The sequence below is a fragment of the Novosphingobium aureum genome, assembly GCF_015865035.1.
Classification (GTDB): domain Bacteria; phylum Pseudomonadota; class Alphaproteobacteria; order Sphingomonadales; family Sphingomonadaceae; genus Novosphingobium; species Novosphingobium aureum.
The window spans coordinates 373,933-389,076 of record NZ_JADZGI010000002.1 but is presented as its reverse complement, the minus strand read 5'-3'; the positions used below and the strand labels follow the sequence as shown (position 1 = coordinate 389,076).

Genomic DNA, 15,144 nt, shown 5'->3' with positions numbered 1-15,144 from the left:
AGGAACCCGGGATCAGGCGCATGCGCTAGTCAGGCCATGAGGTCATGCACGCATGCACACGGCGGAGATGGTTATGAGTGAAGGCACGGTGTCTGGCGGCTCGCACAAGAAGGCCGCAGCACGAAAGTCCGAAAAGAAGGCAAAGTCGAAAAGCGGCGCGCCCGGCAAGTCGGCGGTGATACCGCAGGCCGGGCTCGAACAGGCGCTGGTCGAATGCATTCGTGGGGCAATCCTGCCGGGCGAGGGCATGCCGACGGACGGCTGGCTCGAAGAGGCCGCACACTTCATCCTCGACGCAGCGGCAGTGCGCAAGCCCGGCGAATCGATCGTCTCGCTCGCCTCCTTCGGCGAGGACAAGCGTGTCCTGCACGTCGCCCTGATCAACGACGACATGCCTTTCCTCGTCGACTCGGTGGCCTCGGCCATGGCCTCGATGGGGCTCGTCATCGACCGCCTCTCGCACCCGGTGGTCGCGGTCGAGCGCGACAAGGACGGCAAGCTGGTTTCGCTCAAGGCAGCCAACGGCGCCACCGGTGGGCGCGAGTCGATGATGCACATTGAACTGCCGCGCATCGACGCGCGCCAGCGCCGTGAACTGCAAAAGCAGCTCGAGGCGACGCTTGCCGACGTGCGCAGCGCGGTCAGCGACTGGCCGCGCATGGTCAAGGCGATGGAAGCCGACGCCAACGCGGTGAGCGATCCCGAGGGGTCGGACCTGCTGCGCTGGTTCGCAGAGGGCATGCTCACGATCATGGGCCATGTCACACGCCGCCGCGACGGCAGCCATGTCGAGCGGCTGGGCATCTGCCGCCGCGGGCTCAAGGACCTGCTTTCCGAGGCGAGCTACGACCTCGCCTTCGCGGCCTTCGACGAACAGGTCGCCGCGGGTAAGGTGCAGGCCCCGATGGTGATCAAGGCCAACCGCATGGCGACCGTCCATCGCCGGGTGCCGCTCGACCTGTTTCTCGTGCCGGTGATCGAGGACGACAAGGTAAGCGCCATCTCGGTCCATGCCGGGACCTGGACCAGCGAGGCGCTGGCCGCTCCGCCCGAACGCGTCCCACGCCTGCGCCAGCTGCTCGGCAAGGTCGCGGCCAAGCTCGGCTGCGATCTCAAGGGGCATACCGGCAAGGCCCTTGCCCATGCCCTGACCACCTTGCCGCACGATCTTGCACTTGGCCTTGCCGAGGACGACGTGGAGCGGCTGGCCGCGATGATGACCGGGCTGGTCGACCGTCCGCGTCCGCGCCTGCTGCTCGCTACCGCGCCGCTGATGCGCCACCTGTTTGCCTTCGTGTGGATGCCGCGCGATCTCGTCTCGACGCATATGCGCAAGCGCATCCAGGGCCTGATCGAGAATGCGACAGAGGCTCCGCCGCTGGACTGGAGCCTGCAGGTCGAGGCGGGCAATCTCGCACTGCTTCGCTTCACTTTCGACACCCGGGGCGGTGCGAGGGAACCCGACGAGGACGAGCTTGATCGACAGCTGCAGGTGCTGCTGCGCGGCTGGACCGAGGCGGTCGCGGTGCTGCTCGCCAAGGATCTCGATCCGGCCCGGGCCAATGCGATTGCCGCGCGCTATGCCGATGCCTTCCCGCTCGGGTACCGCAGTGATTACGGCGCTGCCGAGGCGGCTATCGATATCGCCCACTTGCGCAAGATTCTCGTCAGCGAGGCATCCGACGACGAGCGACGTTCGGGCGCACGCGACGCGCGGCTCTATGCGCTGCCCCACGAACCCGATCACCTGCGGCTCAAGATCTACCAGGCAGACGGCCAGCTCCCGCTCTCCGATGCGGTACCCGCGCTCGAGAACTTCGGCTTCAGGGTTCTTGCCGAAGTGCCGACGTCGCTCGATCAGGGCCGCATCGGCACAATCCACGACTTCACGCTCGAGCTGCCGCTCGGACGCAGCCTCGAGGACGTGCTCGGCCTCGCGCCGATGATCGAGGATGCGCTGTGCGCGGTGCTCAACGGGTCGGGCGAGAACGATGCGTTCAATCGCCTCGTCGCAGGTCTTGGCCTCTCGCGCCGCGAGACCAACTGGCTGCGCGCCTTCTATCGCTATCTGCGCCAGGGCGGCATGAACTTTGGCATCGCCACCGTGGTCGATGCGCTGCAGGTCGCGCCGTCTGTCACGCTTGGCATCATCGACCTGTTCCGCGCGCTCCACGAGCCCGGCTTTTCGGGTGATCGCGAGGCCGCGCGCAAGGCTGCCGAGGAGGCGATCCGCGAAGGGCTGGCGGGTGTCGAGGCGATCAACGACGATCGCCTGCTGCGTTCCTATCGCGATACCGTGCTCGCCATGCTGCGGACCAATGCCTTCGCACCTGCGGGTCAGGTGGCGCTGGCATTCAAGTTCGATTCCGCGCTCGTTCCGGGCCTGCCCAAGCCGCTGCCCTGGCGCGAGATCTTCGTCTATTCGCGCCGGGTCGAGGGCATTCACTTGCGCGCCGGTCCCGTCGCGCGCGGCGGTTTGCGCTGGTCGGATCGTCGCGACGACTTCCGCACCGAGATCCTGGGCCTGATGAAGGCGCAGCGCGTGAAGAACGCAGTGATCGTGCCGACCGGCGCCAAGGGTGGCTTCTATCCCAAGGAACTGCCCGATCCCGCGCGCGACCGGGCTGGTTGGGCGGTCGAGGGCCAGGCCAGCTACGAGGTCTTCATCGCGACGCTGCTCTCTGTCACCGACAACATCGTCGAGGGCGCCGTCGTCCACCCCGAATGCGTGGTCATCCGCGATGGCGAGGACCCTTACTTCGTGGTCGCTGCCGACAAGGGCACCGCCAAGTTTTCCGACGTTGCCAACGGCATCGCGGAATCCAAGGACTTCTGGCTCGACGATGCTTTCGCGAGCGGCGGTTCCAACGGCTACGACCACAAGGCCATGGGCATCACCGCGCGCGGCGCCTGGGTCTCGGTACAGCGCCACTTCCTCGAGATGGGCGTCGACGTCCAGACCGATCCGGTGCGCGTGGTGGGGTGTGGCGACATGTCGGGTGACGTCTTCGGCAACGGCATGTTGCTGTCGAAGTCGATCCGTCTTGTCGCGGCCTTCGACCACCGGCACATCTTCATCGATCCCGAGCCCGATGCGGCCAAGGGTTGGGAAGAGCGCAACCGCCTCTTCGCGCTGCCGCATTCGAGCTGGGACGACTACGACAAGTCGCTTATCTCAAAGGGCGGCGGAGTGTTCCCGCGCTCGATGAAGTCGATCCCGCTGAGCCCCGAGATCCGCGAGACGCTCGGCATTACTGCAGAGGCGCTCGACCCGGTCTCGCTGATCTCGGCGATCCTGCGTGCGCAGGTCGACCTTCTCTGGTTCGGCGGTATCGGCACTTACGTGAAGGCATCCAGCGAGAACAACGCGACCGTCGGCGATCCGGCCAACGACGCGCTGCGCGTCGATGCCGAGGACGTGGGCGCGATGGTGATCGGCGAAGGCGCCAACCTCGGCGTCACTCAGGCGGGCCGCATCGAGTTCGCGCTGCGCGCGCGCGGCGGGCGGATCAATACCGACTTCATCGACAATTCGGCAGGCGTCGACTGCTCGGACAACGAGGTCAACATCAAGATCGCGCTGGCCGCGGCCAAGCGCGCGGGCAAGCTCTCGGAGAGGAAGCGCGTCACGCTGCTGTCCGAGATGACCGACGAGGTCGCGGCGCTCGTGCTCGAGGACAACCGCCTGCAGGCGCTGGCGCTCTCGATCGCCGGACTGGGCGGGGCCGCCTCGATCCACTCGCACATGCGCCTGATCGAGACGCTGGAAGAAGGCGGAAACCTCGACCGCGCGACCGAAGGGCTGGCCGACAACGAAGGCCTGACCCGGCGTGCCCACGACGGCAAGGGGCTCACCCGCCCCGAACTCGCGGTGCTGCTCTCGAGCAGCAAGCTGGTATTGCAGAACGCGATCGAGGACAGCGATCTCGCCGAAGACCCCGGGCTCCAGCCGATGCTGCTTGCGGCGTTCCCCGTGCAGATGCAGGCGAAGTACAAGGGCTTCATCAAGGAGCACCGTCTCGCGCGCGAGATCATCGCCACCAAGCTGGCGAACCGCATCGTCAACCGGCTCGGCTTCGTCCATCCCTTCGAGCTGGCAGAGGAGGAGGGCGCCTCGCTCGGACACGTGGCCGCTGCCTTCACGCTGGCCGCGCGCATGTTTGATCTCGACCGGCTGTGGCAGGCGATTGACGAGGCCGCGATGCCCGAAGATGCGCGTCTCGCCCTGTTCGAGCGGGCGGCAGCCGCAGTACGCAGCCACATGGCAGACCTGCTGCGTGCAGGCGCCGGACGCGCCGCGCCCGAACAGCTCGAGGCACGTCTCAAGCCCGGCATCGCGCTGCTCGATGCCAATGTCTACGAACTGCTCGGCGAACGTGCACAGGGCCACTCGCAGGCGTTGATCGAGACTCTCACCGCACAAGGCGCACCAGAGGCCGAGGCGGCGATGGTCGGGCGGCTGTTCGATCTCGATGGTGCGGTCGGCCTCGCCGACCTCGCCAGTACCGCGCAGATCGACCCGTGCCGCCTCGTCGGCGTATTCATCAAGCTGGGGGCAGGGCTCGGTCTCGACTGGGCACAGGCCTGCGCGGCGATGATGAACCCGAGCGATCCCTGGGAACGCCTGCTGGTCGCGGGCCTCGCGCGCGACTTCCAGCAGATGCGGCTCGACTTCCTCAAGGGCCTCGCCACGACCAAGGCGGGCAAGGCCGACCTCGGCGCGGCTGCGGCGAAGTGGGAAGAGGACAACCGTGCCGCCGTGGCCGCCTTCCGCGCGATGGTCGAGCGCGCCGAGCGCAACGTCGCGCAGAGCCCGGCCATGCTGGCACAAATCGCGGGGCAGGCCCGCAACCTGCTCGCGCGCTGATCAAGCAGGACGGGAGGGATCGTTAGCGGGTCCCTCCCGTCAGCCTATTCGTCTTCGGGCGTGGGGATCGGCTTGTCGGCAAAGTGCCGGGCAATGGTGCGTGCCAGCCACGGCCCGGTGAGCAGGATGGCCGCCATGCGCGCGGTCTGCAGTGTCATGACGAAGCCGACGTCGACCGGCGAGGACGCCGCGACGATGGCGATCGAGTCCATGCCGCCCGGGCTCGTCGCGAGATAGGCGGTCGCGATGGACACGCCTGCCACGCGCGAAAGCAGCAGGCCGAAGGCAAAGCAGGTCGCCATCATCGCCGCGACCGCGATCAGCACGGCCGGAAAGACCGAGCGCGCGCGGCGGATCGTGTCGAGGGTGAAGCGCGCGCCGATGCCCCAGCCCACGATCATGTAGGCGAGTGCAAGCAGCGCGCGCGGCACGGCGAAGGCCTCGATCACGCCGCTCGCATGGAGCACGGTGCCCAGCACCAGCGGCCCCAGGATATTGGGCGCGGGCAGGCGGACCAGTCGACCGAGCACGAGTCCGCCCGCCGCGACCGCCAGCGTCGCGACCAGCGGGAGTGGTGCGACCGGCCAGAACCAAGGCTGCGAGGCAGAACTCGCGACCGCGCCTGTACCGCTCTCGTCGCCCAGCACCATCGCCAGCGCCGAAGCGCCGAGCGTCACCATGACCACGCGCACGTAAGTCATGAAGGCGACCATGCGGAAATCCTCGCCGCTGTCCTTGGCCATCAGCACCATCGCGGTGGCAAGGCCGGGGGCCGAGCCCCAGATCGCCACAGCACCGGGCAGGATACGCAGGCTCGCGAGCAAGACGCCGGTCCCGAAGGCGACGAACAGCGTGGCGAAGGCGCCGCCCACGAAGATCGGCCAGTCGCTGGCGAAGCGCGCGACGACCTCGGGCCCCATCGAAGACGCGATCAGGCAGCCCACGATCGACTGCGCCGCCGCGAAAAGCCCGGGCGATGCGTTGGTCGGCTTGTTGCGCAGGGCAAAGGCGATAGCGGCGAACATCGGACCCAGCATCAGCCCGGCGGGAATGCCGAGCCGGTCGCCGCCGATCCCGAGCACCAGCGAGAGCGCGATGAGGGCGCTCCAGCGCTGCACTGCGGAAAACTTCATCTGTGATTGGCCCCGGCAAAAATATGGCGCGTCACGCGCAACGCAGGACTGAACCAAAACTGGAAGCAGGACAATCCTTCGCAGGTGCAGCAATCCGGCAGGCGGAACCACTTCAGTCGAGAGGCAGGGTCCTGGGTGCCTTGACGGTCTCGAGCACGATGATCGACTTTACGTCGCGAACGCCGGGAATGCGCAGCAGCGACTTGAGCGTGATCTGCGAGAGATGCTCGACGTCGCGGGCCACCACGTGGACGAGATAGTCCATGTCACCCGTCACCGCGTGGCAGGCGATGACATAGGGGCTGTCGAGAATGGCCTGTTCGAAGCGCTCGATGTTTGCGTCGCTGTGCGCGTCGAGGTTGATCAGCACGTAGGCGTCGAGTTCGAGGCCAAGGCGTCGCGGGTCGAGTACCGGCTGGTAGCCGGTGATGATGCCCTCTTCCTCGAGCCGCTTGATGCGCCGGCTGACTGGCGTCGCAGAGAGCGAGACGCGTTCGGCCACTTGTGCGACGGGCATGCGCGCGTCTTCCTGCAATACCGCAATGATGGCACGGTCGAATTCATCGAGCGGCATGGATCGTCTCTCTTTTTGCAAAATCCTGGTGGATTCCACTAATGCAGTGGCGATCCGGAAGCAAATGCGCACGAAAACCACGCCGGAAGCATGGTACCTTACGCAGCATGAAGACGCCCGACACCAAGACAAGCCAGAGCGGACTTCGGGGAGAGTACGAGGGGGCCGCAAGCGACTATACCGTCGCGCAGGACTGGCACCGCTATACGCCGCAGATGCACGAACGCTGGCGCCGCCTTTACGCGCGCCAGTCGGGTCTCGCGCGCAGCCACGCATGTGCCTCGTTCCGCGAGGGACTGAAGCTGCTCGACTGCGCCGATGCGATTCCGCGCTTCGAGGATGCCAACCGCATTCTCGAGAGCCGCACGGGCTGGCGCATCGTCGGCGTGCCCGGTTTCATTCCCGACGCGGTGTTCTTCGATCATCTCGCCCATCGCCGTTTTCCGGTGACGCGCTGGCTGCGCGAGGAGCACGAGATCGACTATCTCGTCGAGCCCGACCTGTTTCATGACTTCTTCGGCCACGTGCCGATGCTGCTCGACCCGGCCATTGCCGACTTCCTTGAGCTTTACGGCAAGGCCGGCGAGCGGGCGATGGCCATGGGCGCGCTGGAGATGCTCGCGCGCATCTATTGGTACACCATCGAGTTCGGGCTGGTGCGCGAGGAAGGCGCGCTGAAGGTATTCGGCGCCGGGATTATCTCGTCATCTGGCGAAACGCGCTTCTCGATCGAGGATGCGGATGTTCTGCGCCTGCCCTTCGAGCCCCTGCGCGTCATGCGCACCGGCTACATGATCGACGCCTTCCAGAAGACCTACTTCGTCCTCGACAGCCTGCCCCAGCTTATCGAGGCGCTCGTCGACCTCGATTTCGGGCCGCTCTACGAGCGCTGGCGCGAGACGCCCGCGCTGCCTGCGGGCGACGTGCTCGAAGGCGAGAAGCCCCTTTCAGACAATCACGATATCCTTGTGGAGAGACCGCATGCCTGACCTTTTCGAAAATCCCATTGGCCTCGACGGCTTCGAGTTTGTCGAGTTCTCCGCACCCGAAAAGGGCGTGCTCGAGCCGATCTTCACCGCCATGGGCTTTACCCGCGTCGCGCGTCACCGCTCGAAGGACGTCGAGCTGTGGCGTCAGGGCGGGATCAATCTGATCACCAACTACGAGCCGCACAGCCCGGCCTGGTTCTTCGCGCGCGAGCACGGCCCTTCGGCTTGCGGCATGGGCTTTCGCGTGCGTGACGCGCGTCAAGCCTATGACGAGCTGCTCAGCCGTTCGGCCGAACCGGTCCATGTCGAGACCGGCCCGATGGAACTGCGCCTGCCCGGCATTCGCGGCATCGGCAATTCGATCATCTATCTCGTCGATCGCTACGAGCGCGGCGAGGAGGGTGGCCTGACCATCTACGACATCGATTTCGAGTACCTGCCCGGCGTCGAGCGCCACCCGGCAGGTGCCGGTTTCGACACGATCGACCACCTCACGCACAACGTCTACGGCGGGCGCATGGCCTACTGGGCGGACTACTACGAGAAGCTCTTCAACTTCCGCGAGATCCGCTACTTCGACATCAAGGGCGAGTATACCGGCCTCACCTCGAAGGCGCTGACCGCGCCCGATGGCAAGATCCGCATCCCGCTCAACGAGGAAGGCGAGGGCGGCAAGGGCCAGATCGAGGAGTTCCTGCGCGCTTTCAATGGCGAGGGCATCCAGCATATCGCGCTGATCACCGACGATCTCGTCGCCGCCTGGGATCGTCTCAAGGCGCTTGGCGTGCCGTTCATGACCGCGCCGCCCGAGACCTATTACGACATGCTCGACGAACGCCTGCCCGGCCACGGCCAGCCGGTCAACGAGCTCAAGGCGCGTGGCATCCTGCTCGACGGCAGCACCGAAGGCGGCCAGCCGCGTCTGCTGTTGCAGATCTTCGCCGAGGCGCAGGTCGGCCCGGTGTTCTTCGAGTTCATCGAGCGTCAGGGCGACGACGGCTTCGGCGAGGGCAACTTCAAGGCGCTGTTCGAATCGATCGAGCGCGACCAGGTGCGCCGCGGCGTGCTGCAGGTCGAGAATAGCGCGGGCTGACACGGCGCCTGAGCACTGCACGGGAGCGGGGCGCAGCCGAGAACGGCGCGCCCCGCTCCGCGCGATCCGCTCCGCGCGATGCCGGTTGCCCCGCGTGGCCGGCATGCGTGCAAGAGACATCGAGGAGAGAATGCCATGACTACCCCCGAAAGCGCGAAGGCTGCCCCGACGCTCGGCGGCATCCATCACGTCGCTTACCGTTGCCGCGACGCCAAGGAGACCGTTTCCTTCTACCGCGACGTTCTCGGCATGGATTTCATGCTGGCGATCGCGGAGGACACCGTTCCCTCGACCGGCGCGCCCGATCCCTACATGCACGTCTTCCTCGACTGCGGCGGGGGCAACGTGCTGGCCTTCTTCGAACTGCCCAACTCCCCCGAGATGGGCCGCGATCCGGCAACGCCCGATTGGGTCCAGCATATTGCGTTCAAGGTCGAGAGCGAGGAGGCGCTGCACGATGCCAAGGCGCGGGTCGAGGCTCGCGGCGGCTCGGTCGTCGGGCCAACGCATCATGGCGTGTTCAAGTCGATCTACTTCTTCGACCCCAATGGGCACCGCCTCGAGCTTGCCTGGCAGTTCGGAACTGCAGACCAGATGGGGCGGCTCAAGGCCGTCGCCGACGACATGCTCGAGGAGTGGTCGCGTACCAAGCAGGCCCCGCGCCACGCAGCGTGGCTGCACGAGGCGGCGAAGGAAGAGGCATAAGGTACGAGCCCCCGTCTTGCCGCCCACCGGCTGGGATTGGACGGCAATTCGGTGGCATAGCCGCGTGCGTGGGTGTTCGAGTCGCTGCGGCCCGGCGCTTCAGTGGCCGCGGTGCGGTGGCAGCGCGAGGCGCCAGCGGATCGCCGCGCAGCGCAGGACGAAGCCGCTCGCAAACGCGATGGCCGAGGGAAGTGGCAGCGGCAGGCCGAGCGTGGTCAGCGCAACGAACATGGCGGCTGCGGCAAGCGACGTCGTGATGTACAGTTCATTGCGCAAAAGCACCGAGGGCACACCCGCAGTGACGTCGCGGATCACGCCGCCGATACAGGCGGTGATCACGCCGGCGGCCACGGCGGGCACCGGCGATACGCCCCATTCCAGGGCCTTGCCCGCACCATAGACCGAGTAGGCGGCAAGGCCCGCTGCATCTAGCCATTCCAGCGCGCGCTCGGGCCACCAGCGCAGCGGCACCGCCCAGGCGAGGGCCGCGATCACTCCGCACAGGATCACCGGAGCGGGGTCGTGCATCCAGAATACCGGGGCATCGATCATCACGTCGCGCAGGGTGCCGCCGCCAACGGCGGTGATCAGCGCGAAGAACCAGGCGGCGATGAAGTCGAGCCTCTTGCGTGCCGCAGTCAGCGCACCGCTGGCGGCAAAGACCGACAGTCCGCCGATGTCGAGCCAGGTGAACAGGTTTTCGAGCGGGAGATCCATCGCCGACCCCTAGCGGCGATGGATCGTGCGGTCACCTGCTGGCGTGATCGCGTCCTGCGCGGACAGCCGCGTATACCTCTCTGCTATGCTCAGGGTTTGCCGGTGAAGAACACCTTGGCCTCGGCGGGCGGCTGAGGGGGCGTCCAGCCCGGTGGGACACGGGCGGGTGTGAACTGACGCGCATAGTGTTCGAGGCTGGAGAGCGAGGCGCCTTCGTCCCTGGTCGGTGCGTTGAGCCACTTCTTGTCCATCGCACTGGCAGCTGCGACGACATCGCGGGGCAGGGCGTCGATCCCGCCGGGGACCGAGCCGTCGTTGCAGAAGTACATGACGTGGCCCGGTGCGGTGCCCATCAGCATCCATGGCAACCACGGAGTGACACGGCTCCATGCCCCGCGCGAGGGAATCTTGAGCAGGTCCGGGTTCTCGACGTCCTTGGGATCGATGGTAGTGATGAAGTGCTCGGACACGCGGTTCACCGGACCAGAGCTCTCGCGCGGCCACTTGTCGGGCTGAAGCGCGTTGGGATACTGCATGTCGATGCCGGTGCGCAGGACCAGCATTCCGGTAGGATCGTATTCCCAGTCGAGCAGCAGCGGCTGGCGCGCGGGCTTGTCCTTGTTGAGCCCCCCGTAGCTGGGCGGTGCCATCATCCACTCGCTGACGGTCACGTTGAAAGGATCGTTGGCGATCGGCACGACATTGACCGTTTCGCCCGAATAGGGGTTTTCCCAAGTCTTCAGGATTTCGCGGGTTACGGGGTCGCGGTAGAACACGATCTCGCGAAGCAGGCGGCGCCATGACCCGTCGCCTAGCGGGATTTGCCGACTGATCGCGTAGCCATCGACCTTGAACAGCAGGCGCACCGGCTCGTTCGGTCGCACGCCATAGGCCTCGCCCTGAATGAAGCCCACGCCCTCGACTTCGGGATCGAGGCCTGAGCCCATGCGCAGCGAGGTATCGCGGTTCCAGATGGGGTCCTTGAAGTCGATCCGCGTGCGGAACGGGACCTTGGTACCGGTCGCGGCGCTGACCATGCTGTTGCCAAGCAATCCGGCTGCACCTGCCGCCAGCCCCACGCCCAGTCCGAGGCTCTGGCGCCGGCTCAGTCCAAAGGTGTCCATCGTGTCGTCTCCCTCCTCTCATCGGGAGGGCACGTCCTCCCGACCTCGCAAGGAAGTCTTGCGCCAAACGGTGCGGGCGATGGCCAGTGCTGGAAACTTCTCGTCTGTCGGACAAAAAGAGCGCCCGGTGAAACGATGTTCACCGGGCGCTCTGTCATGGCTTCAATGATGTGCCGGGGATCAGCGAAGGCGGATCGGCACGAAGATCGGCGCCTGCCCGCGCGGCTGGACGCGCACGAGCATTGCCGAGCGCTTGTCGCTCTTGGCGGCATTGACGGCCGCGGCGAGGTCGGCCTTGGAGTTCACTTCCTTGCCATCGGCGACGAGCAGGATCATGCCGCGGCGCAGGCCCTTTTGGGCAGCGTCCGAGCTGGGGTCGACGGTGACGATGACGACGCCCTTGGACGCATCGGTCGCACCGAGCTGGCGCGCGATCTGCGGGGTCATGTCCATGACCGAGACGCCGAGTGCCTTTTCGACGACGCCGTTTTCGTCCTGCGTCTGGTCGGAGAAGGGGCTGGAGCCGGAATCGTCGTCCGGATCGAAGGCCTGGTTGAGTTCGTCTTCGGTCGGGCGCTTGGCGACCGTGGCGTTAAGCGTGATCTTGCGGCCGTCGCGCAGGACGGTCAGCGGAATGCGGCTGCCCGGCTCGGTATTGGCGACGAGGAACGAGAGCGTCTGGTCGCGGTTCACTTCCTTGCCGTTGACGGCGATCACGACGTCGCCGGCCTTCATGCCCGCCTTGGCCGCCGCGCCGTCGGGCTCGACCGCCTGGATGAACTCGCCCTTGTTCTTCTCGACGCCGAGCGCTTCGGCGAGATCGTCGTTGAGCGGCTGGATGCGCACGCCAAGGTAACCGCGTTCGATCGCCTCGCCTTTGATCAGCTTCTGGACGATCGGTGCCGCAGTCTCGGCGGGGATCGCGAAGCCGATGCCGACGCTGCCGCCGGTGGGCGAGAAGATCGCGTTGTTGATGCCGATCACCTGGCCCTTCATGTCGAACATCGGGCCGCCCGAGTTGCCCCGGTTGATCGCTGCGTCGGTCTGGAGGTAGCGGTCGTAGGCGCCGCCGCCGCCGGTGTTGCGGTAGACCGCCGAGATGATGCCCTGCGTAACCGTGCCGGACAGGCCGAAGGGATTGCCGATGGCAATGATCCAGTCACCCACGCGCGACTTCGAGCTGTCGCCGAACTTGACGAAGGGGAAGGGCTTGTCGCGCGAGACCTTGAGCACGGCAAGGTCCGATGCCGCGTCCTTGCCGACGAGCTTGGCCGGGTATTCGGTGCCGTCGGTGGTGGTCACGGTGATCGATTCGACCTCGCCCTTGCCATCGGCGGTGATCACGTGATTGTTGGTGACGATGTAGCCGTCGGCCGAGACCACGAAGCCCGAGCCCAGCGACTGCGCCTCGCGCGTCTGCGGGGTGGCGCCGCCACGACCGCCGCCGAACAGGCCTTCGAAAGGCGTGCCCGCGAAGGGGTTGTTCTGCTGCTGCACCTGGATGCGCTGGCGGGTCGAGATGTTGACGACCGAAGGCGCGAGCTGCTCCGTGAGGTCGGCGAAGCTGTCCGGCGCGCCCGAGCGCGGGACCATCGTCGCCATCTTGCTGGCCTCGTTCTGGGCGACCTGTGCCCCGGCCGGGTAGCCGGTCGCCAGCGAAAGAGTTGCGCCTCCGAGCAGGAGCGCGGTGGTCAGTCCATAAGCGTATCGCACGGGCTTCACGTCCTTTGATTCCTCCATTGCGGCGGTGTCTCGTCACCGTCCTGCCGGCCCCTGACCCGATTGAAAGCCTCGCGGCTTAACCAGGTTTGAATGAGGGGCGTCCGGCTCAGTTCAATTAACTCGCAAGCGGGTTTCAGGGGGCCCTGAAGTGCTTGAGGTAGGCGTTGTCAGGCGCGAGCAGCAGGGTTTTCGATCCGTCAGCATCCTTGTCGAAGGTGACATCGTAGCTCTGCATCGCGCGGTAGAAGTCGTAGAAAGAGGGATCCTTGCCGTAGGACCGGGCATAGATGCCGGCCGCGGTGGCTTCGGCGTCGGCACGGATGATGCGTGCATCGCGCTGGCCTTGGGCCTGGATGGTCTTGGCCTCCTCGTTACGCGAGGCGATCATGCGATTGAAGGCGCTGGCCTGCGCGCCGTCGGGAAGATCGGCGCGCTTGATGCGCACGTCGACCACACGGGCCCCGTACTGCTGGGCCTCGGAATCGAGCAGGTCGCGGATGTTCGCCATGGCCTGTCCGCGTTCGGCGGTCAGCATCGAGGTGAAGGTGCGCTTGCCCAGCTCCTGGCGCACGACCGAGGAAAGGATCGGCATGAGCTGCTGCGTCACGTTCTCGGTGGTGCGTGCGGTCTGGATCATCTTGATCGGATCGGTCACGCGGTAGCGTGCGAAGGCATCGACGTTGACGCGCTGCTGGTCGGTCGAGAGCACCTGTTCCTGGCTCATGTCGACCGAGAGCAGGCGCTTGTCGATGCGCATGACCCGCTCGTAGCCGGGGATGTGGAAGTGGACACCGGCATCTGTCGCACCGTAGGGCGCGCCGGGCACGTAGGCATTGTAGACCCGGTTGGGCTTACCGCCGCGCACGATCACGACCTGCTGGTCTTCGGGCACGATGATCACGCTCATCCACAAGGCAACCACGACCACGCCCAGCGCGATCAGGAGCCCGGCATATTTCTGCTTGAACGCGTCCATCACTGACCTCCCTGCTGGCTGGCTTCGGAGGTTTCGGCCTTGGCCTTCCTCGCCACTTCGGGCAGCGGGATGTAAGGGGTCACGCCATCGGCTTCGGCGACGACCGTGTCGTTGTTACGCAGCACGCGCTCCATGGTCTCGTAGTACATGCGCCGTTTGGTCACTTCGGGGGCAAGCTTGTATTCCTCGTAGACCTTGTCGAACTGCGCGGCATTGCCCTCGGCCTCGGCCAGCTTCTGCTGGGCCCAGGCGCGGGCATTGGAGCGATCGCGCTCGGCGTCCTGCTGGGCGACGGTAACCTGCTCGAACGCGGATTTGGTCTTGGCCGGCGGGTCGGACTTCTTGATCTCGACGCCCTGAATGGCGATGCCCGCCTTGTAGTAGTCGAGCAGGTCCTGCATGCGCTGGCGCACGTCACCTTCGACCTTGGCGCGGCCTTCGCCCGAGATCGCCTCGTTGAGCGAGATCTGTGCGATCGAGGCACGCATCGCGGTCTCTGCCACTTCGCGCACGGTCTCCTTGGGATCGGCCAGTCGGAACGTGTAGTTCTTGAGGTCCTTGATGTTCCAGCGCACCAGATAAGTGAGGTCGACCAGGTTCTTGTCGCTGGTCAGCATCAGCTTTTCTTCGCTGCCCTCGGGGATCGTGTCGACGGTGAACGAACGCACGTCCTCGACCTTCACCGAGTCGACCGGCCAGGGCATGGTCATGCTGATGCCGGAATCGATCACGTGCGAATACTGGCCGAAGCGGGTGACGACGCCCTGTTCGCCCGGATCGAGCTGGTGGAAGCTGGAAAAGAACAGGAAGGCGACGACCACACCGCCCGCCACCATCGGCATCCAAGAGGAACCGTCGGGACGGCGCGGCATCTGCGGGAAGTTGCTGCCAGGGCCGCGCGGACCACCGCCCCCGCCGGAACGGCGCGGATCGCGCGAGCGGAAGATGTCCTCGATACTGGCCGAGCGACGCGGCGGGGTGCCGCCGCTGGGAAGCCAGGGATTGCGCGGGCCTTCGCGGCCGCCTTCGGGCGAACTGTCGCCCGCAGAACCGGGTTCGCCGTCCGCCGCCGGGCCCTCGCCGTCGGGGGCGTCGTTCGACCCGTCTCCGGAGGAATCTCCCGAATTGCCATTGGAACCGCCCCAAGGGCTCTTCCCGCCGGCCATGGCCAGCCCCGCGCGCGTGATTGCTTCACCGATCAATCTCATGGCGCTATCTATAAGTATGCTTGTGCCAAAAAACAC

11 protein-coding genes are annotated in these 15,144 nt (G+C 66.1%); 4 read left to right on the top strand and 7 right to left on the bottom strand.

The features are described from left to right. Positions 1–73 precede the first annotated feature (73 nt). Complete coding sequence (locus I5E68_RS14930; protein WP_370463773.1) at positions 74–4,867, top strand: NAD-glutamate dehydrogenase domain-containing protein; 4,794 nt, start codon at positions 74–76, stop codon at positions 4,865–4,867. A gap of 44 nt (positions 4,868–4,911) precedes the next feature. On the opposite strand, the gene I5E68_RS14925 is transcribed toward I5E68_RS14930, so the two are convergent. Continuing rightward, a complete protein-coding gene (locus I5E68_RS14925; protein WP_197165369.1) occupies positions 4,912–6,000 on the bottom strand; it encodes an AbrB family transcriptional regulator in 1,089 nt (362 codons plus the stop codon). A gap of 112 nt (positions 6,001–6,112) precedes the next feature. Further along, positions 6,113–6,574 carry an Lrp/AsnC family transcriptional regulator gene (locus tag I5E68_RS14920; RefSeq protein ID WP_197165367.1) on the bottom strand — a complete coding sequence of 154 codons (462 nt, stop codon included), beginning with the start codon at positions 6,572–6,574 and terminating at the stop codon, positions 6,113–6,115. A 107-nt stretch (positions 6,575–6,681) separates the two neighbouring features. Between I5E68_RS14920 and phhA the strand changes: the two genes are divergently transcribed. The 3 genes from phhA to I5E68_RS14905 all read left to right on the top strand — a co-directional run bounded on the left by phhA (position 6,682) and on the right by I5E68_RS14905 (position 9,361). Further along, a complete protein-coding gene (gene phhA / locus I5E68_RS14915; protein WP_197165365.1) occupies positions 6,682–7,563 on the top strand; it encodes a phenylalanine 4-monooxygenase in 882 nt (293 codons plus the stop codon). Then, complete coding sequence (gene hppD, locus I5E68_RS14910) at positions 7,556–8,656, top strand: 4-hydroxyphenylpyruvate dioxygenase (protein WP_197165363.1); 1,101 nt, start codon at positions 7,556–7,558, stop codon at positions 8,654–8,656. Before phhA ends, hppD begins: the two co-directional genes overlap by 8 nt. Positions 8,657–8,791: 135 nt before the next feature. Beyond that, positions 8,792–9,361, top strand: coding sequence for a VOC family protein (locus I5E68_RS14905; RefSeq protein ID WP_197165359.1), 570 nt, complete (start codon positions 8,792–8,794; stop codon positions 9,359–9,361). Positions 9,362–9,460: 99 nt separating this feature from the next. Here I5E68_RS14905 and I5E68_RS14900 read toward each other — a convergent pair whose 3' ends face one another. From I5E68_RS14900 to hflK, 5 genes are all read right to left on the bottom strand, one after another. Next, a complete protein-coding gene (locus tag I5E68_RS14900; protein ID WP_197165357.1) occupies positions 9,461–10,078 on the bottom strand; it encodes a trimeric intracellular cation channel family protein in 618 nt (205 codons plus the stop codon). 89 nt (positions 10,079–10,167) lie between these two features. After that, positions 10,168–11,202: a DUF1838 family protein gene (locus tag I5E68_RS14895; protein WP_197165355.1), complete on the bottom strand. Its 1,035-nt coding sequence runs from the start codon at positions 11,200–11,202 to the stop codon at positions 10,168–10,170. 180 nt (positions 11,203–11,382) lie between these two features. Next, a complete protein-coding gene (locus I5E68_RS14890) occupies positions 11,383–12,942 on the bottom strand; it encodes a Do family serine endopeptidase (RefSeq protein ID WP_197165353.1) in 1,560 nt (519 codons plus the stop codon). 115 nt (positions 12,943–13,057) lie between these two features. Then, complete coding sequence (hflC, locus tag I5E68_RS14885; RefSeq protein WP_197165351.1) at positions 13,058–13,900, bottom strand: protease modulator HflC; 843 nt, start codon at positions 13,898–13,900, stop codon at positions 13,058–13,060. Further along, complete coding sequence (gene hflK / locus I5E68_RS14880; RefSeq protein WP_228727212.1) at positions 13,900–15,108, bottom strand: protease modulator HflK; 1,209 nt, start codon at positions 15,106–15,108, stop codon at positions 13,900–13,902. The genes hflC and hflK overlap by 1 nt, the downstream gene beginning before the upstream one ends. Between the last annotated feature and the right edge of the window lie 36 nt (positions 15,109–15,144).

Coding starts and splice junctions, on each gene's coding strand:
- I5E68_RS14920 (WP_197165367.1), bottom strand. CDS start 6,574: ATGCCGCTCGATGAATTCGACCGTGCCATCATTGCGGTATTGCAGGAA.
- I5E68_RS14925 (WP_197165369.1), bottom strand. CDS start 6,000: ATGAAGTTTTCCGCAGTGCAGCGCTGGAGCGCCCTCATCGCGCTCTCG.
- I5E68_RS14905 (WP_197165359.1), top strand. CDS start 8,792: ATGACTACCCCCGAAAGCGCGAAGGCTGCCCCGACGCTCGGCGGCATC.
- phhA (WP_197165365.1), top strand. CDS start 6,682: ATGAAGACGCCCGACACCAAGACAAGCCAGAGCGGACTTCGGGGAGAG.
- hppD (WP_197165363.1), top strand. CDS start 7,556: ATGCCTGACCTTTTCGAAAATCCCATTGGCCTCGACGGCTTCGAGTTT.
- I5E68_RS14900 (WP_197165357.1), bottom strand. CDS start 10,078: ATGGATCTCCCGCTCGAAAACCTGTTCACCTGGCTCGACATCGGCGGA.
- I5E68_RS14890 (WP_197165353.1), bottom strand. CDS start 12,942: ATGGAGGAATCAAAGGACGTGAAGCCCGTGCGATACGCTTATGGACTG.
- I5E68_RS14895 (WP_197165355.1), bottom strand. CDS start 11,202: ATGGACACCTTTGGACTGAGCCGGCGCCAGAGCCTCGGACTGGGCGTG.
- hflK (WP_228727212.1), bottom strand. CDS start 15,108: ATGAGATTGATCGGTGAAGCAATCACGCGCGCGGGGCTGGCCATGGCC.
- hflC (WP_197165351.1), bottom strand. CDS start 13,900: ATGGACGCGTTCAAGCAGAAATATGCCGGGCTCCTGATCGCGCTGGGC.
- I5E68_RS14930 (WP_370463773.1), top strand. CDS start 74: ATGAGTGAAGGCACGGTGTCTGGCGGCTCGCACAAGAAGGCCGCAGCA.